Genomic DNA, 16089 nt, shown 5'->3' on the forward strand with positions numbered 1-16089 from the left:
CGACACGGGGCCGCCGGGCACGGCGTAGCGGTTTTCACGCGACAGCTGGCTCAGGTCGGGCGGCACCTCCAGCGTCGCGCCCGTCGGGACTTTGCCGGCGCTCTTGTAGTCGATCTTGTCGCTCTCCAGGAAGGAGCAGGCCGAGAGGCTGGCGATCAACGCCATGCATGCGAAGCGCGGGAGATTCTTCAACGTTCTTTCCTTGTTGCCCTGCGCGTCGAGGGGCCGATGGAGCTGGTCGGCGCCCGGAACCTCCGGACGCATGCGGCAGCGCAGAGCGGCGATGGTCGTGCGCGAATGCGTAGGAATTAGGGAGTCCCGCGCGGGCGGCGACGCGGGCGGGTCGATGCGACTCGAAGGGGGCCATCGCCAAACTTCCTCCCAGATCCCCCGACAGGATGCGGCATGGCCAACGCCACCGGCGCCCCAGGGCACCGATCACGACCACCCCAGCGAGGCTGCTGTCCAACCATGCATGTCATCCGAAGCACCGCCGCGCAGACCCTGTGCGGGCCATCACCGCGATCACGCCAGCGGCCCGGTGCGGCCTGGCTGCTGGCTGCGGCACTGAGCGCCTGTGCGTCCTGCGCGACCAGCGCCGCGAGCGCCGTCGAGGCACCGCGCCATGGCGGCGGCGCAGCGCGCGCGGCGGTGGGTCCCTGGTGGAGCGCCTACGGGGGCGACGAGGTCGACGCCCTGATGCGTGCCGCAGAGCAGCAGGAGCGGGCCGCCGGCCGCCGCGGGCGCCGTGACGCGCCCCCCGCGGCGTTCCGGGTGATGCAAGCCTATGTGGCGCTGAAGGTCGACAGCCTGAGCCTGCGCTACATCGAGCAGGCCCGACATGCAGCGAGGCAGCAGCATCGGTTGATCCTGGCCAAGGCGCTGGCCCACGATGATTTCGCGCGCGAGCTGGCGCACCGGCTGCGCCGCACCGAGGCGTTGCTCGCGCAGCAAGCACGGCAGCGCGATCAGGATCTCGCCGCGCTCGCTGCGCTGTGCGGCATGGCGCCCACGGCCGTCACGGCACTGCTCGAGCCCAGCCTGCGCGATGCGTCCTGGCCCTCGCAGGACTTCGAGGTGCCCGCGTCCATCCCCGCGGCACTGCTGGCCGCGCGCCCCGACGTCGCGCTGGCCCTCTCGCTGCGCGGGACGCAGGTGCACGTCGACCTGGGCGGCGCCATCGAGCCGTCGCTGCCGATGCGCGGTCGATCCGGCGAGGACGCAAGCCGCGGCGATGTCCTTCGCGCGGCCCCGGACGTGTTGGGGGCGGCGAGGAACGAAGTGGGCGAAGCGCTCGCGAGGCTGCGCGTGCACCGGGCGGTGGCCCTGGCGGTGCATCGACAGGTCGCTGCGGCCAGGGCGGACTTCGAGGCGGCTCAGCGCCGCCGCGACAGCGAAGGGCGGTTCCCGGAGGTGCAGGCCCTGGAGGACCTCCAGACGCTGCTGGCGGCGCTGCGTGCCTCGGCCATCGCCGACGCCGAATTGACCAGGGCGTGGATCGGGTTGACGCTCAGTCTCGGCGGAACCGCCATCATGCGGGGCTTGCCCGCGCTCGAGCGCGGCACGCCCGACCAGGCCGAGGCGCGCGCCATCTCCAACCTGCCCATCGGTCTGCCGCGCGAGTGCGCATCGCGCGCACTCAGCGCGCCGCGTTGCGGTCCGTGATCATCTTCGGGGTGATGAAGACCAGCAGCTCGGTCTTGCTGACCGACTTGGACTTGTTGCGGAACAACACGCCCAGGTAGGGCAGCTCGCCCAGCACGGGGATGCGCGATTCGTCGTTGGTCTCGCTCATCTCGTAGATCCCGCCGATGACCACGGTTCCCCCGTTGTCGACCAGCACTTCCGTCTGCACATGCTTGGTGTTGATGGCGTAGCCGGCGCTGGTCGACTGGCCCACCGTGTCCTTGTTCACGTCGAGCGCCAGGATGATGTTGCCCTCCGGCGTGATCTGCGGCGTCACCTCCAGCTTCAGGTTGGCCTTGCGAAAGGCGATGGAGGTGGCGCCGCTCGAGGTGGACACCTGGTACGGCAGCTCGGTGCCCTGCTCGATCAGGGCCTTGGTCTGGTCGGCCGTGACCACCCGCGGGCTCGACACCACCCGGCCCTTGTTGTCGGCTTCCAGCGCCGAGATCTCCAGGTTCAACATCTTCGTGAGGCTCGAGTTGAACAGCGACAGCGAGAACGTGCCGACGTCGCCGCTCGTGCTGGTCGCCGGCAGGTTCACGAAGCTGGTGCTGGAGTAGTCGACGGAGGACGTCGTGGTGGTCACGCCGTTCGAGGTCGACGAACTCACCGTGGGCGTGGTGCCGATCGACGAATTCTTGCCCACGGAGCCGCCGCCGAGCTTGACGCCGATCGACTTGCTGAAGGTGTCGCTCGCCTCGACGATGCGCGCCTCGATGAGCACCTGCCGCACCGACACGTCGAGCTTCTGGATCATCTCGGCGACCTGGTCGAGCCGCGAGGCGACGTCGGTCACGAAGAGCTGGTTGGAGCGCGATTCGGCCACCACGCTGCCGCGCGCGCTCAGGATGCGCGCGGCCGTCCCGCCGCCGCCGCCGGCGCCTGCCCCAGTGCCGCTCAGGCCTTGGGCAATCGTCGCGGCCTTGGTGTAGTTGAGTTGGAATGAACGGGTCCGCAACGGCTCCAGCGTCTCGAGCGCGGCCTTCGCCTCGAACTCCATCTTCTCTTTCGCGTTGATCTCGTCCTTCGGCGCGATCCACAGCACGCTGCCGTTCTTGCGCATGCCGAGGTTCTTGGCTTGCAGGATGATGTCCAGCGCCTGGTCCCACGGGATGTCCTTCAGCCTGAGCGTCAGGGTTCCGGTCGTGGAATCCGAGGTCACGATGTTGAAGTTGGTGAAGTCCGCGATGACCTGCAGCAGCGCACGCAGTTCGATGTTCTGGAAATTCAGCGACAGCCGCTCGCCGGAATAGCCCACGCCCGGCGTGAGCTTGGTCGGGTCGACCTTGCGCGGGCGGACCTCCACCACGAACCGGCTGTCGCTCTGGTAGGCGCTGTGCTCCCAGTCGCCTTGCGGCTCGAGAGTCAGACGAACACGGTCGCCCACCTGCTGTGCGGTCACGGTCTGGACCGGGGTGCCGAAGTCGGCCACATCCAGGCGGCGCGGCATGCCCTCGGGGAGCGAGGTCTTCGTGAACTCGACGACCAGCGACTTGCCTTGCTGGCGAACATCCACGCCCACCTGTGGGTTGGCCAGGTCCACGATCACGCGGCCCGCCCGGTCCTTGCCGAGCCGGAAGTCCACATTGCGCAGCGCTTGCACGTCGCGATTGCGGTTCTCCGCAAACACCACGTTGTTCGCGCCGGCACCGGCGCTGTTCCCGGGCACCGCGTCCAGGGAGACGAGCAGCGACTTGCCCTGCAGCTCCGCCCGATAGGCCGTGGCCTCCTTCAGGTTGAGCACCAGCCGCGTCCTGTCGCTGGCCTGGACCACGTTGATCGTGCGCAGGTTGCCCTGGTTCACCGGGATCTCCGAACGGCCCACCAGATTCTGTGTGTCCGGGAAGTCCAGCGCGATGCGCGCAGGCCGTTGCACGGTGAAGCCCGTGGGTGGCTGCGTCAGTGCATGCGTGAAATCGATCCGCACGACCTCGGTGCCGGATTGCATCGAGCTGGAAACCGCCTCGATGGCATTCTGTGCCAGCGCGGCCTGTACAAGGCCGACCATCCCGATCCCCAGCACTGCCGCACCCAGACGCATGTGCCCCGTGACCCGACGCGCGAGCTGACGCACCGTCGCCGGCACGTCGCTGCCGCACCGGTGCCACGAGGGATGAGCGATACGGAGGCCGAAACGGCTTCGCCAGGCCGTGCGAGCCCAGCCAAGGCAAGTTGCGTTGCGCTGCATTGTGAGTTTCTCGTTAAATAGTGGAAGTTAGGTATCAATCTGGTAGAAATTTGGGATGCCGCGGCTGCCGTCGTGGCGGCCCCAAAAGGCAGGTCTGCAGGGGCGGAAGAAACTGCACCGACTGACTGTTGAGGCAGGTCAAGGCGCGACAGCGCGCGTCTCGATAGCCTGGGCGCTTTCCGATCCAAGGAGTGCCCCATGGCTGTATTGCAATGGTCCGAGTCGCTGTCGCTCGAACTGCCCGAGATGGACCAGACGCACCAGGAATTCGTCGCACTGCTGGCCCGCGTCGAAACGGCCGACGACACGCATCTGGTGGCGGCATGGCGCGCGCTGGTCGACCACACGGTGGATCACTTCGGCCGCGAGGACGACTGGATGCGCAGCACCGGCTTCTCGTCGACCAACTGCCACACCGTGCAGCACCGCGTGGTGCTGGAGGTCATGTGCGAAGGGCTGGTGCAGGGCCTGAAGGGCCAGAACGAGGCGATCCGCCAGATGGCGCGCGAGCTGGCCGTGTGGTTCGTCCAGCACGCGCAGACCATGGACGCCGCCCTGGCGCTGCACCTGCGCGGCGTGGGCTTCGATGCCGCCAGCGGCGAGGTGCGCATGCCGCAGGCGCTGCCGGCGGCGCCGGTGCACGGTTGCGGTTCGGCCGCGTGTGCGACCTGACCGGGCTGCCGGCCCGGCTTACAGCCAGGTGCCGCCGCTGGGCATCTGGATCGTCGTCGCCGGGTCGCCGCTGCCCACCAGCGCGCCGATGGCGATGCTCAGCAGCGAGATGAAGATGCTGGCGAAGAAGGCGGTCCAGAAGCCCGACACCTTGAAGCCGCGCACCAGTGCCGACACCAGCAGGATCATCAGGGCGTTGATGACGAGCAGGAAGAGCCCGAAGGTCAGCAGCGTCAGCGGCAGCGTGAGCAGGATGAGCAGCGGCTTGACCACCGCGTTGGCCAGGCCCAGCAGCAGGGCCGACACCACGAGCGCGCCGGTGGTGTCGAACTTGAGCCCGCGGAACAGGTAGCTCGCGATCCACAGCGACAGCGCGGTGATGGCCCAGTGGATGAGGAAGGGGGTCAGGTTGTGCAGCATGTCGAGGGCGCCCAAAGGCGCAGGTGGTGGGCGATGGAGGCGATGAGACCCATCATATCGGCGCATGCGCGATGACTGACGCGGCGCGCCGGATCGGCTATGGTCCGGTGCATGTCGCCGCTCCCCATCAACCATTTCAAGCGCGCGCTGGCCGAAGGCCGTGCGCAGATCGGGCTCTGGTGCAGCCTGCCCGACCCCTACGTGTCGGAGATCGTCGCCGGCGCCGGCTACGACTGGCTCCTGTTCGACACCGAGCACACCCCCACCGACGTGCCGCGCATGCTGCAGCAGCTGCAGGCCGCCGCCTCGGCCGTGCCGGCGGGCGCGGTGCCCTCGTCGGCGGTCGTGCGGCCCGCGTGGAACGACACCGTGCTGATCAAGCGCTACCTCGACATCGGCGTGCAGACGCTGCTGTTGCCCTTCGTGCAGAACGCCGACGAGGCCCGCGCCGCGGTGCGCGCCATGCGCTATGCGCCCGAAGGCATCCGCGGCATGGGCGGCTCCACGCGCGCCACCAACTACGGCCGCGTGCAGGGCTACGTGCAGCATGCACACGAAGCGCTCTGCCTGCTGGTGCAGGTCGAGACGCGGGAGGCGCTCGATCGTCTGGAAGAGATCGCGAACGTCGACGGTGTCGACGGCGTCTTCATCGGCCCCGCCGACCTGTCGGCCAGCATGGGGCACCCGGGCAACCCGGGGCACCCGGAGGTGCGGGCCGCGATCGACGGCGCCATCGCCCGCATCCGCGCCTGCGGCAAGGCGCCGGGCATCCTGCTGCTCGACGAAGCGCGTGCGCGCGAATGCCTCGACCTGGGTGCGCTGTTCGTCGCCGTCGCGATGGACCTGCAGATCCTCGCGCGCGGGGCCGAGTCCGTGGCCGCGCGCTTCGGTGCGGGCGGCGGCGCGGCGAAGGCCAGCTACTGACGCTGCGCCACGTCGCTCGGCGCCGTTGACGCTGACGGCGCCGCGGCACGCAGTGCCCGCACCGGCAGCGTGATCTGCACGACGCTGCGTTCGCCGTCCGCGCCCTCCGCCTCGATGCGCAGGCCGATGCTGCCGCCGTCACCGTCCAGATGGGTCAATGCGACATCGGTGGGAACGGCGCAGCGGTGGTAGCCGGCGATCTGCGGGCCGCAGGCGGTGCGCACCGCCGCGATCTCGCGGGCGCCGGGGCGGTCCGGCCGCGCGGCGACCGCGACGCTCACCTGCCGCAGCGGGTCGGTCGCGATGAAGGTCAGCGCGGCGTGGCCCTGGCCGCTGCGCGTCGGCTCGCCGCCGAGGCTGCGCGGCGCGATGTCGAACACGACGAAGGGCGCGTCGTTGGCCAGGTAGTCGATGCGGGCCGGGTCCATGCCCAGCGGCGAAGGCGGGCCGGCCGCCGCGCCGTGCGGCCACGGGCTGAGCGCGAGCGTGAACGCGATGAGGGGGGCGGCGCGGAAGTGCTTCATGGGGCTCTCCACCGTTCGTCTGCCCCGCAGTGTCTGCCTCGGCGAGCGCCCTGTCTTTGAGGGTGGACCCGGGGGGCGGCGTCAGCCTACGTCCGCAAGGCGGTGCCGCCTGTGAGCCGGCCGCGCACCCGCCACAGCAGCGTCACCGCGATCGACATGTTCAGCAGGTTCCACGCGATGCCGTTGACGAAGGCGGCGTGGTAGCTGCCGGTCAGGTCGAACACCTTGCCCGACATCCAGCCGCCCAGCGCCATGCCGAGCAGCGTGCACATCAGCACGGTGCCGACCCGCGCCCCGGCCTCGGCAGGCGGGAAGTGCTCCCGCACGATGATGGCGTACGAGGGCACCAGGCCACCCTGGAACAGCCCGAACATCGCCGACACCACGAAGAGCGGCACGAGCCCGTCGAAGGGCAGGAACAGCAGCAGTGCCACGCACTGCAGCGCCGAGCCCAGCAGCAGCGTGCGCAGCCCGCCGATGCGGTCGCAGATGGCGCCCGACACCAGCCGGCTGACGATGCCGCAGGCCAGCATGAGCGACAGCATCTGCGCGCCGCGTGCCGCGCCGAAACCGAGGTCGGTGCAATAGGCCACGATGTGCACCTGCGGCATCGCCATCGCGACGCAGCAGGCGACACCGGCCACGCACAGCAGCCCCTGCGCCGTGCCGAGACTCAGGCCGAAGGGGCGCAGGGTGTCGGCGTCGATCGGCGACCCCGCGACGGGTGCGGCGTTCATCACCACGGCCGGCGGACGCGGGCGCATGAACAGCGCCAGCCCGAACATCGCGACGCCGCAGAACACGCCCATGCCCAGGTAGGCCTGGCGCCAGCCCACCGTCTCGACGAAGTGCTGCACGATGGGCGGCCACACGGCCCCGGCGATGTAGTTGCCGCTGGCGCAGATCGCCACCGCGATGCCGCGCCGCTTCACGAACCAGAGCGAGGTGTCGGCCACCAGCGGTGCGAACGCGGCCGAACTGCCGAGCAGGCCCACCAGCACGGCCTGCGCCGCGACGAAGACGACGATGTTCGGCGCAAGGGCGCACGCGACATAGCCCAGCCCGAGCGCGACCGCCCCGCCGAGCAGCGGCCACATCACGCCGAAGCGGTCGGCCAGCCGGCCCATCACCACGCCGCCGACGCCGAAGCCGATCATCAACAGCGTGTAGGGCAGCGAGGCCTGCGCGCGGTCGATGCCGAACTCGGCCTGCACCGCGGGGATGACGACCGACACCACGTACATGCCGCTGCTGCCCACCGTCATGATGAGCAGCGTGACGAGCAGGCGCCACAGGGCGTAGCGTGAATCGGGCGCGTGTGCGTCGTGCGGACGCGGGTCGGATGCGGTCAGGGGCATGCGGTGGTGTCTCGTCGTTCGCCATCTCGGGGTGGCATTCATCGGCGACGGCCTGGCCTGGCGGTCGGCGTCGGCGTGCATTGTGGCCGGTGCGGCGCCGGTCAGCCGGCCAGCGGCAGCGTGATCGTGCCTGCCAGCGGCACGTCGTCGATGCGCTCGCCGCTGGCGACGATCACCGCACGGCCGCCTTCCTGCGCCACCTCCGCGAGCGTGCGCCACAGGCAGCGCATCGAGCCGGCGTCGAGGCCACCGGTCGGCTCGTCGAGCAGCGTCAGCGGCCGGCTGGACGCGAGCGCGGCGGCCAGCCACACCTTGCGCTTGGAGCCCGTCGACAGCATGAACATCTTCTTCGCGAGATGCGGCCCGAGCGAGAAGCCGTCGACCAGCGCCTGCCAGCGCGCGGCGTCGAAAGGCTCGTCGGCCCGGCGCAGCGACGCGGCGCATTCCTCGACGCCCATCGCGTCGAAGGCGTCGGTGGACGGGTCGACGAAGAACACCTGGCGCCGGTAGGCCTCGGCCGCGACCGGCAGCGCCGCGCCGGCCAGTGTCAGCCGGCCGCCGGTGGCGGGCAGGGCGCCGGCCAGCACGCGCAGCAGCGTCGACTTGCCGCTGCCCGTGTCGCCGTGCAGCAGCGTCACGCCGGCCCCGATGCGGGCCGACCAGCCGGCGGCGATCGGCAGGTCGCCGGGGTAGGCGAAGCGCAGGTTGTCGATGTGGAGGATCGGGGTCGTCGAAGCGGGGTTCATGGCGCCGACCCTAACGCAAGCGCGCCTGCGCCCCCAGCCAGTCGGCGAAGGCGGCCAGCAGCGGTCGCGGCTCGCCGCGGTCCGGCGTGACGAGGTAGTAGTTGCGCTGCCCGGACAAGGGCCGTGCGCAGGCCACCACCAGCTCGCCGCGCGCGATCTCGTCGTCGATCAGCATGGTGGGCATCAGCGCCACGCCCAGGCCGTGCGCCGCGGCGGTGGCCAGCATCGAGAACAGCTCGTAGCGCGGCCCGGTGCGCGCGCGCGGCGCGTCGATCTGCTGCGCGTCGAACCATTGCCGCCAGCCGTCGGGCCGGGTGCTCTGCTGCAGCAGCGGCATCTGCGCGATGGCGGCCGGCGCCACCGGCCTGCCGCGCGGCAGCAGGCGCGGGCTGCAGACCGGCACCACGTCCTCGGGCATCAGCAGCAGCGCGCGGGTGCCGGCCCAGTTGGCGACCTGCGCCGGCGTGCCGGCATAGAGCGCGGCATCGAACTCGCCGTCGGCGAAGAGGAAGGGGCGGGTGCGGGTCTCGATGTGCACCACCGCATCGGGCTGCAACTGCGCGAAGCCGGGCAGCCGCGGCAGCAGCCAGCGCGTGGCGAAGGTGGGCACCGCCGCCAGCGCGAGCGATCCGCCGCTGCCCTGGTCGGCCATCGCATCGAGCGTGTCGCGCTCCATCGATTCGAGCCGCAGCGCGGTCTGGCGCGCATAACTGGTGCCGCTGGGCGTCAGCGCCACGCCATGCCGCGTGCGGCGGAACAGCGCGACGCCGAGGAAGGCCTCGAGCGCGCCGATCTGCCGCGACACGGCGCTCTGCGTGAGCGACAGCTCCTGCGCGGCGCGTGTGTAGCTTTCGTGGCGGGCGGCGGCGTCGAAGCACACCAGCGCCTGCAAGGGGGGAATCTTTCGCCGCATGCGAGGCCTCAGATATTCTGGGAATTCATATCTGGCTGAGTATTGCTCGTTTGCCTCGACCCTGCGCGGCGGCTAGGATCGTCCGATCCTTCTTTCCCCCATTTCCCTCTTTCCGGAGACAGCCACATGGCCGCCAAAGCGCAATTCCACTGGGACGATCCCTTCCTCCTCGACCAGCAACTGACCGACGAGGAACGCATGATCCGCGACGCGGCCAACGCCTACTGCCAGGAGCGCCTGCTCCCGCGCGTGCAGGAGGGCTTCCGCACCGGCGAGACCGACCCGGCCATCTTCCGCGAGATGGGCGCGCTGGGCCTGCTGGGCCCGATGATCCCCGAGCAGTACGGCGGCCCCGGCCTCAACTACGTGGCCTATGGCCTGATCGCCCGCGAGGTCGAGCGCGTCGATTCGGGCTACCGCTCGATGGCCAGCGTGCAGAGTTCGCTGGTGATGGTGCCGATCAACGAATTCGGCACCGAAGCGCAGAAGCAGAAGTACCTGCCCAAGCTCGCCACCGGCGAATGGATCGGGTGCTTCGGCCTGACCGAGCCCGACCATGGCTCCGACCCCGGCAGCATGGTCACCCGCGCCAAGAAGGTGGCGGGCGGCTACGCGATCAGCGGCGCCAAGATGTGGATCAGCAACTCGCCGATCGCCGACGTGTTCGTCGTGTGGGCCAAGGAAGTCAGCGAGTCCGGCACCGTCGGCCCGATCCGCGGCTTCGTGCTCGAGAAGGGCATGAAGGGCCTGTCGGCGCCTGCGATCCACGGCAAGGTCGGCCTGCGCGCCAGCATCACCGGCGAAATCGTGATGGACAACGTGTTCTGCCCCGAAGAGAACGCCTTCCCCGAAGTGCAGGGCCTGAAGGGCCCCTTCACCTGCCTCAACAGCGCGCGCTACGGCATCTCGTGGGGCGCGCTCGGTGCCGCCGAAGACTGCATGCACCGCGCCCGCCAGTACGTGCTCGACCGCAAGCAGTTCGGCCGCCCGCTCGCGGCCAACCAGCTCATCCAGAAGAAGCTGGCCGACATGCAGACCGAGATCGCGCTGGGCCTGCAGGGCTGCCTGCGCCTGGGCCGCATGAAGGACGAAGGCACCGCCGCCGTGGAAATCACCTCGATCCTCAAGCGCAACAACTGCGGCAAGTCGCTCGACATCGCCCGCATGGCGCGCGACATGATGGGCGGCAACGGCATCAGCGACGAGTTCGGCGTGGCGCGCCACCTGGTGAACCTGGAAGTGGTGAACACCTACGAGGGCACGCACGACATCCACGCGCTCATCCTGGGCCGCGCCATCACGGGCATCGCCGCCTTCGCGAACTGAGCATGAGCATCCCGTCGAAGGAAGGCGCGCTCGCCGGCCTGAAGGTGCTCGACCTGTCCCGCGTGCTCGCGGGGCCGTGGTGCACGCAGATCCTCGCGGACCTGGGCGCCGACGTCGTGAAGATCGAGCGGCCCGGCGTCGGCGACGACACGCGCGGCTGGGGCCCGCCCTTCCTGAAGGACGCGGACGGCCACGACACGACCCAGTCGACCTACTTCACCGCCTGCAACCGCAACAAGCGCTCGGTCACGGTCGACATGGCCACGCCCGAGGGCCAGGCGCTGCTGCAGCGCATGGCCGCGCAGAGCGACGTGGTGGTGGAGAACTTCAAGACCGGCGGCCTGGCGCAGTACGGGCTCGACTACCAGAGCCTCAAGGCCGCGAACCCGCGCCTCATCTACTGCAGCGTGACCGGCTTCGGCCACGACGGCCCGCATGCGCAGCGCGCCGGCTACGACCTGATGATCCAGGCCACCAGCGGGATGATGAGCATCACCGGCCGTCCCGACGACGTGCCCGGCGGCGGCCCGCTGCGCGTGGGTGTGGCGCTGACCGACCTGTTCACCGGCGTGTACGCCAGCACGGCCATCCTGGCCGCGCTCGAGGTACGTCACCGCACCGGCGAAGGCCAGCACATCGACATGGCGCTGCTCGACGTCGGCATGGCCATCCTCGCGAACCAGGCCAGCGCCTTTCTCAACACCGGCGACGTGCCGCAGCGCCAGGGCAACACGCACCCCAGCCTGGCGCCGTACCAGGAGTTTCAGACGCAGGACGGCGCCATGCTGCTGGCCATCGGCAACAATGGCCAGTTCGCGCGCTTCTGCGAGGCGGCCGGCCATGCCGAGTGGGCGGCCGACGAGCGCTTCGCGACCAACACGCTGCGCGTGAAGCACCGCGACGTGCTGATCCCGCTGATGCAGGACGTGACGCGCACGCGCAGCACGGCCGCATGGATCGCGTTGCTCGAAGACAAGGCCGTGCCCTGCGGCCCGATCAACAACATCGCGCAGGCCTTCGACGACGAGCAGGTCAAGGCGCGCGGCCTGGCCGTGACGTTGCCGCGCGACGCGGGCGACGGCATCGCGAGCATCACCGGCGTGGCCAGCCCGCTGCGCCTGTCGGCCACGCCGCCGGTGCTGCGCCGTGCCCCGCCGGCCCTCGGGCAGCACACCGACGAGGTGCTGGCCGAGTGGGGCGTCGACCCCGCACAGATCGCGGCCCTGCGCGCCGCCGGGGTGGTCTGACGGCGCGTTCCGACGCGCGCCGCCGGGCGCTCAGAATGCGCGGCCGACCACGGCGAGGGCGACCACCACGACGCCGAGCGTCAGGTTCACCGCCACCAGCTTGCGGATGCTGCCCAGCTGGGCCGCCGCCACCGGCCATTCGCGCGCAGCGACGGCGCGCTGCAGCCGGGCGTAAGGCGCAAAGCGGATGTGCAGGAAGAGCGCCATCATCACCAGGCCCACGGTGAACATGCCATGCACGCTCCAGTGAACGCGGGCGAAGCCGCCGCCGGCCATCAGCAGCCATAGGCCGCTGACGAGGGTCGCCGCCACCGCGATCGACACGCCGATGAAGAAGCGCGACAGGGCCGCCGCCATGAAGGCCAGCCGCTGCGGCGGCTCGAGCGTGGCCACCGCGGCGGGCCGCACGGCGAAGTGCATCACCGCCATGCCGCCGACCCAGAAGGTCACTGCGATCAGATGGAGGAAGAGAAGGAGCGAGGTCGTGAGGAGCATGGCGCAGCGTAGACCACAAAGCCCGGCATTCTTCCTTCCAGGGGCTTCAGCCTTGGCATTCCTGTGCCGATAGCTTCTCTGACAGGAGCCGGCGTCGATGTTCGCGCATGGTGCGCGGCGCGCGCGGCCCTCGTCGCCCAGGAGGTGTGCGCCGCACGTCACCACGGCGCGTCGGTCGACAGGAGAGATTCTGATGAGTACCCATACGGCAGTTCGGCTTTCGTTCGCGAAACGCAAACAGGGCGATGCCACCGCGCATGTGCGGGTCGCCGGGCGCGGTTCGATCTTCGAGCCCCTGCGCACGCGCGGCCCGCGCGCCTCAGACGTTCACATGGCCTCGGCGCTTCATGCCGAGAACAATGTGGTCGATCGCGCCCGGATGTCGGCGGCGCAGGCCGCCGCGCTGGCTGCCCGCGAAGCGGCCGAGGCCCAAACGCTCAAGGCCATCGTGCTGTCGATGCTCGGCGTCCGCTCGCGCTGAGTCGCGACGGCCGTCGGCGCGCCCAGGCAGCGACGCGCGCTCATGGATTCCAGGGCGAGCGGTCGGTGCGCGCCGTCGCGACCACTCCTGGATTTCGCTGCGGCCGATCCCCAGGTCCTTGAGTTCATGGTCGCTCATGCCGCGCAGCTCGCGCGTGTCGGCCGACGCGCCGCCGGTGCCGCACACGCGGCCCAGCCAGCGGCGCAGCGAGGCGAGCAGGGAGGTGGATGCGGTGGGTTGCGGGCGGGTCATCGAAAGCTCCTGGTGCTGAAAGGAGCCGCCATCTTCTGCGCCGGCGTGCTATTGTGGAAGTTGAGATTTCTGAGGCCATCGATCAGCCTTCCTGATAGCTCGACACGGCCACGATTCCATGCGTCAACTCAACCTCGACCAACTGCGCACGCTGGTGGCGATCGCCGACCTCGGCACCTTCTCCGCGGCCGCGCAGGCGCTGCATCTCGCGCAGCCGACGGTCAGCCTGCACATCAGCGAGCTCGAATCGCGGCTGGGCGCGCGACTGGTGGCGCGCGGCAGCCGCAGCGTCACGCTCACGCCGGCCGGCGCGGCGCTGGTCGAGCGCGGCAGGCGCCTGCTGCGCGATGCCGACGACGCCGTCGACGCGGTGCGCCGGCAGGCCGAAGGCCGCATCGGCCGCGTGCGGCTGGGCACCTCGACCGGCGTGGTGATCGACCTGTTGCCGCAGGTGCTCGAGACGCTGCAGGCGAGCCATCCCGGCATCGATGTCGAGGTGAGCATCCTCGGCTCTGCCGATGCGATGTCGCGCCTCGCGCAGGGCACGCTCGACATCGGGCTGGTCGCGATGCCGCAGCCGCCGCTGCGTGACCTGGTTGTCACGGCCTGGCGCAGCCAGCCCATGATGGCCTTCGTGCCGCCGAAGTGGAAGGCGCCCAGGCGCGTGACGCCGGCCTGGCTCGCGGCCCAGCCGTTGATCTTCAACGACGCCACCACCCACATGTACCGGCTCGCCGTGGAATGGTTCGCCAACGCCGGCCAGGCACCGCGCGCGCGCATCGAGCTGAACTACGACGTCGCCATCCGCAGCCTGGTGGCCGCCGGCTACGGTGCGGCCATGCTGCCGCTGACACCGGGCACCGACGACGCCTGGCGCGAGCGCGTGCAGATCCTGCCGCTGAGCCCGAAGCTGACGCGGCACCTGGGCATCGCGCACCGCAGCAAGGCCTCGCTCGACGGCGCGACCGAGTGGGTCATCGAGACGCTGATGGGGTTTCGGCAGGCTTGAGCCCGCCCCAGGTTTCGACCTGTGCCGCGACCCAGTCGGGGTCGTCCAGCGCGAGGTCGTGGCCGGCCGTCGGGTGCTCGGCAATTGGCAACCGCCACGCCTGCGCCAGGCGGCGCGAACAGCCCGGATCGACGAGCACGTCGCCTCCGCCGACCAGCACCTGCAATGGCACGCCCGGCGCCTGCGCCGGTGCCCGGTAGCGCGCCGCCGCGAGCAGCTGGCGCAGCGCGTTCGCTATCGACACGGGATGCCGTTCGCGCAGTGCGACCCAGGCATCGACGACCGCCATCTTCTGCGCCGCGGTGAAGCGGCGCCGGCTGGTCAGCCGCAGCACGATGGCTTCGCGCGCCTGCGCATCGCGCCACGGCCACAGCACGCCGAGCAGCGCGGGGTAGTGGCGCGGCCGCAGGCGCTGGTGCCACGCGCTGAAGGGGCGCAGGCTGGTGTTGACCAGCACGGCGCTGGCCACTTCCTGCGGATGCCGATGCGCCCATTCGACCGCGACCATCGCGCCGAGCGACATCGCGAGCAGGTGGCAGCGCGTCACGCCGCGGGCGTGCAGTTGCGCGCGGCAGTCTTCCATCGTCGCGCGGATCGAGGTCGGGCTGCGCACCGCGTGCCGCTCGCCGGCACCGGGCAGGTCGATCGTGAGGATGCGCACGCCGGGCAGGCGTTCGGCCAGCAACGCCGGCAGTGGCCCCCAGTGCCCGGCTTCGCGCGTGAGGCCGCGCAGCAGCACCCACGGGAGGTCGCCGGCCGCGGGGTTCATGGGGCGTCGTACCAGCGCGCCAGCGCCTGCGCATGGTGGCGGCGCCGCGCCTCGTCCACCGGCACCCACTGCGTGTGGCTGCTCGCCGCGCGCGTGATGAAGTCCATCCACCCCAGGTGCCGCCGCAGCACGCGCTGCTGCCGGTGCGCGATCACCGGGTTGAAGATGCCGTGGCGCGAGAAGAGCTGGCGCGGATTCTTCTTCACCCACAGCCACGAACCCATCTCCAGCGTGAGCGGCAGGAAGAGCGTGTCGGGCCGGGCGCAGGCCGTGAGGTAGAGGTGGTCCCACAGGTCGCCGTGGGCCGTGTACTGCCGGCTCTGCGGCTCGAGCACGTAGGGGTGGTGCAGCAGGCCCAGGTCGATCAGCTCGCCCAGGGCGTGCATCTCGGGCAGGTGCGCCATCGGCTTGGGCGTGTGCGCATAGGGGAACCACAGGCGGTCCGCCAGGCCGAAGCCGGAGTGGCAGTCGAGCGCGATGCTGAAGGGGCGGCTGAGCAGCTCGCGCTCGACCAGCGCGCACAGCGCCTGGCTTTCGGCTTCCATCGCGGCGCCTTCTTCGCCGCGGTACCAGGGCAGTGCGGCGCTCAGGCGCTGCCCGCCGAGCAGCCAGGGCACACGCCCCAGCGCATCGATCGGCGCATTGCGCATCAGGTCGACGCCACGCGGGTTGGCGCGCGTGCCCAGCCACAGGCCGCCGGGGTTGACGATGGGCACGAAGACCAGGCGCAGCGTCTCGAGCTGCCGCTGCAGCGTGGTGTCCCACTGCAGCCGCGTGACGATGCTGCGCAGATAGGCGATGGTCACCTGTGCGCCGATGCGTTCGAGCCCGTGCACGCCGCCGAAGAAGCCGACGGCCGGCACGTCGCTGCGCTCGCTGCCGAGCAGGAAGGCCTGCACCTCGAAGCGCTCGCCGCCGGCGTCGACGCTGCACAGCACGCGCCGTTCCATCGCCGGCCCGGCAAGGTCGACGAGGGCCTGCAATTCGAGGAGTTCGGGCAGTTCGGAGGGGCTGGCGGGGCGCATGGTGCGGAGTGGATTCCGCCCCGAGCATAGCCATCGGCCTGCCATCAAACCGTC

Annotated in this window: 16 protein-coding genes and 2 pseudogenes; 7 read left to right on the forward strand and 11 right to left on the reverse strand. The window is 70.5% G+C overall.

Translation table 11 applies throughout. The features are described from left to right. A pseudogene (locus N8A90_RS24345) lies at positions 1 to 192 on the reverse strand (hypothetical protein); the annotation flags it as partial. Between the two features lie 279 nt (positions 193 to 471). Here N8A90_RS24345 and N8A90_RS24350 point away from each other — a divergent pair. Beyond that, on the forward strand, positions 472 to 1665 hold the full coding sequence (locus N8A90_RS24350) for a hypothetical protein (protein ID WP_262077850.1): 1194 nt from the start codon (positions 472 to 474) through the stop codon (positions 1663 to 1665). On the opposite strand, the gene pilQ is transcribed toward N8A90_RS24350, so the two are convergent. Beyond that, positions 1640 to 3694, reverse strand: a complete 2055-nt coding sequence (gene pilQ, locus N8A90_RS24355; RefSeq protein ID WP_262077851.1) for a type IV pilus secretin family protein — start codon at positions 3692 to 3694, stop codon at positions 1640 to 1642. The two genes, N8A90_RS24350 and pilQ, sit on opposite strands and share 26 nt — an antisense overlap. Before the next feature lie 378 nt (positions 3695 to 4072). Here pilQ and N8A90_RS24360 point away from each other — a divergent pair, with 378 nt between their 5' ends. After that, on the forward strand, positions 4073 to 4546 hold the full coding sequence (locus tag N8A90_RS24360) for a bacteriohemerythrin (protein ID WP_262077852.1): 474 nt from the start codon (positions 4073 to 4075) through the stop codon (positions 4544 to 4546). Positions 4547 to 4564: 18 nt separating this feature from the next. Here the strand turns inward: N8A90_RS24360 and N8A90_RS24365 are convergent, their stop codons facing one another. Further along, a complete protein-coding gene (locus N8A90_RS24365; RefSeq protein ID WP_262077915.1) occupies positions 4565 to 4966 on the reverse strand; it encodes a phage holin family protein in 402 nt (133 codons plus the stop codon). Between the two features lie 111 nt (positions 4967 to 5077). On the opposite strand from N8A90_RS24365, the gene N8A90_RS24370 reads away from it, so the two are divergent. Beyond that, positions 5078 to 5890 (forward strand): aldolase/citrate lyase family protein, encoded by an 813-nt coding sequence (locus N8A90_RS24370; RefSeq protein WP_262077854.1) that lies wholly within the window; start codon positions 5078 to 5080, stop codon positions 5888 to 5890. On the opposite strand, the gene N8A90_RS24375 is transcribed toward N8A90_RS24370, so the two are convergent. The 4 genes from N8A90_RS24375 to N8A90_RS24390 all read right to left on the reverse strand — a co-directional run bounded on the left by N8A90_RS24375 (position 5884) and on the right by N8A90_RS24390 (position 9431). Continuing rightward, positions 5884 to 6414: a hypothetical protein gene (locus N8A90_RS24375; protein WP_262077856.1), complete on the reverse strand. Its 531-nt coding sequence runs from the start codon at positions 6412 to 6414 to the stop codon at positions 5884 to 5886. The genes N8A90_RS24370 and N8A90_RS24375 overlap by 7 nt on opposite strands. Before the next feature lie 86 nt (positions 6415 to 6500). Next, a complete protein-coding gene (locus N8A90_RS24380) occupies positions 6501 to 7772 on the reverse strand; it encodes an MFS transporter (protein ID WP_262077857.1) in 1272 nt (423 codons plus the stop codon). A gap of 101 nt (positions 7773 to 7873) precedes the next feature. Next, positions 7874 to 8518 carry an ATP-binding cassette domain-containing protein gene (locus N8A90_RS24385; protein WP_262077858.1) on the reverse strand — a complete coding sequence of 215 codons (645 nt, stop codon included), beginning with the start codon at positions 8516 to 8518 and terminating at the stop codon, positions 7874 to 7876. A gap of 10 nt (positions 8519 to 8528) precedes the next feature. Next, the gene (locus N8A90_RS24390; RefSeq protein WP_262077860.1) at positions 8529 to 9431 is read right to left on the reverse strand and encodes a LysR substrate-binding domain-containing protein; all 903 of its coding nucleotides are present in this window, start codon (positions 9429 to 9431) and stop codon (positions 8529 to 8531) included. Between the two features lie 126 nt (positions 9432 to 9557). Here N8A90_RS24390 and N8A90_RS24395 point away from each other — a divergent pair, with 126 nt between their 5' ends. Together N8A90_RS24395 and N8A90_RS24400 are read left to right on the forward strand one after the other, a co-directional pair. Next, entirely contained in the window at positions 9558 to 10757 is a 1200-nt protein-coding gene (locus tag N8A90_RS24395) for an acyl-CoA dehydrogenase (RefSeq protein ID WP_262077861.1), read from the forward strand. 2 nt (positions 10758 to 10759) lie between these two features. Beyond that, positions 10760 to 12004 (forward strand): CaiB/BaiF CoA transferase family protein, encoded by a 1245-nt coding sequence (locus N8A90_RS24400; RefSeq protein ID WP_262077862.1) that lies wholly within the window; start codon positions 10760 to 10762, stop codon positions 12002 to 12004. Between the two features lie 30 nt (positions 12005 to 12034). Here N8A90_RS24400 and N8A90_RS24405 read toward each other — a convergent pair whose 3' ends face one another. Beyond that, a complete protein-coding gene (locus tag N8A90_RS24405; protein WP_262077864.1) occupies positions 12035 to 12499 on the reverse strand; it encodes a CopD family protein in 465 nt (154 codons plus the stop codon). Between the two features lie 193 nt (positions 12500 to 12692). On the opposite strand from N8A90_RS24405, the gene N8A90_RS24410 reads away from it, so the two are divergent. Further along, positions 12693 to 12980, forward strand: coding sequence for a hypothetical protein (locus N8A90_RS24410; RefSeq protein WP_262077866.1), 288 nt, complete (start codon positions 12693 to 12695; stop codon positions 12978 to 12980). Positions 12981 to 13073: 93 nt separating this feature from the next. Here N8A90_RS24410 and N8A90_RS25535 read toward each other — a convergent pair. Continuing rightward, positions 13074 to 13232 (reverse strand): annotated as a pseudogene (locus N8A90_RS25535) (DUF1127 domain-containing protein); the annotation flags it as partial. A 118-nt stretch (positions 13233 to 13350) separates the two neighbouring features. Between N8A90_RS25535 and N8A90_RS24415 the strand changes: the two are divergent. Beyond that, a complete protein-coding gene (locus N8A90_RS24415) occupies positions 13351 to 14241 on the forward strand; it encodes a LysR family transcriptional regulator (protein WP_262077868.1) in 891 nt (296 codons plus the stop codon). Here the strand turns inward: N8A90_RS24415 and N8A90_RS24420 are convergent. Next, positions 14207 to 15010, reverse strand: coding sequence for an alpha/beta fold hydrolase (locus tag N8A90_RS24420; protein WP_262077870.1), 804 nt, complete (start codon positions 15008 to 15010; stop codon positions 14207 to 14209). The genes N8A90_RS24415 and N8A90_RS24420 overlap by 35 nt on opposite strands. Next, the gene (locus N8A90_RS24425) at positions 15007 to 16035 is read right to left on the reverse strand and encodes a M14 family zinc carboxypeptidase (protein ID WP_262077871.1); all 1029 of its coding nucleotides are present in this window, start codon (positions 16033 to 16035) and stop codon (positions 15007 to 15009) included. The genes N8A90_RS24420 and N8A90_RS24425 overlap by 4 nt, the downstream gene beginning before the upstream one ends. Positions 16036 to 16089 lie beyond the last annotated feature (54 nt).

This window comes from Variovorax sp. N23 (genome assembly GCF_025486315.1).
Classification (GTDB): domain Bacteria; phylum Pseudomonadota; class Gammaproteobacteria; order Burkholderiales; family Burkholderiaceae_C; genus Variovorax.

Bases quoted from the DNA above. Each gene is read 5' to 3' on its own strand.
- N8A90_RS24350 (WP_262077850.1), top strand. From the start codon at position 472: ATGCATGTCATCCGAAGCACCGCCGCGCAGACCCTGTGCGGGCCATCA.
- pilQ (WP_262077851.1), bottom strand. From the start codon at position 3,694: ATGGTCGGCCTTGTACAGGCCGCGCTGGCACAGAATGCCATCGAGGCG.
- N8A90_RS24360 (WP_262077852.1), top strand. From the start codon at position 4,073: ATGGCTGTATTGCAATGGTCCGAGTCGCTGTCGCTCGAACTGCCCGAG.
- N8A90_RS24365 (WP_262077915.1), bottom strand. From the start codon at position 4,966: ATGCTGCACAACCTGACCCCCTTCCTCATCCACTGGGCCATCACCGCG.
- N8A90_RS24370 (WP_262077854.1), top strand. From the start codon at position 5,078: ATGTCGCCGCTCCCCATCAACCATTTCAAGCGCGCGCTGGCCGAAGGC.
- N8A90_RS24375 (WP_262077856.1), bottom strand. From the start codon at position 6,414: ATGAAGCACTTCCGCGCCGCCCCCCTCATCGCGTTCACGCTCGCGCTC.
- N8A90_RS24380 (WP_262077857.1), bottom strand. From the start codon at position 7,772: ATGCCCCTGACCGCATCCGACCCGCGTCCGCACGACGCACACGCGCCC.
- N8A90_RS24385 (WP_262077858.1), bottom strand. From the start codon at position 8,518: ATGAACCCCGCTTCGACGACCCCGATCCTCCACATCGACAACCTGCGC.
- N8A90_RS24390 (WP_262077860.1), bottom strand. From the start codon at position 9,431: ATGCGGCGAAAGATTCCCCCCTTGCAGGCGCTGGTGTGCTTCGACGCC.
- N8A90_RS24395 (WP_262077861.1), top strand. From the start codon at position 9,558: ATGGCCGCCAAAGCGCAATTCCACTGGGACGATCCCTTCCTCCTCGAC.
- N8A90_RS24400 (WP_262077862.1), top strand. From the start codon at position 10,760: ATGAGCATCCCGTCGAAGGAAGGCGCGCTCGCCGGCCTGAAGGTGCTC.
- N8A90_RS24405 (WP_262077864.1), bottom strand. From the start codon at position 12,499: ATGCTCCTCACGACCTCGCTCCTTCTCTTCCTCCATCTGATCGCAGTG.
- N8A90_RS24410 (WP_262077866.1), top strand. From the start codon at position 12,693: ATGAGTACCCATACGGCAGTTCGGCTTTCGTTCGCGAAACGCAAACAG.
- N8A90_RS24415 (WP_262077868.1), top strand. From the start codon at position 13,351: ATGCGTCAACTCAACCTCGACCAACTGCGCACGCTGGTGGCGATCGCC.
- N8A90_RS24420 (WP_262077870.1), bottom strand. From the start codon at position 15,010: ATGAACCCCGCGGCCGGCGACCTCCCGTGGGTGCTGCTGCGCGGCCTC.
- N8A90_RS24425 (WP_262077871.1), bottom strand. From the start codon at position 16,035: ATGCGCCCCGCCAGCCCCTCCGAACTGCCCGAACTCCTCGAATTGCAG.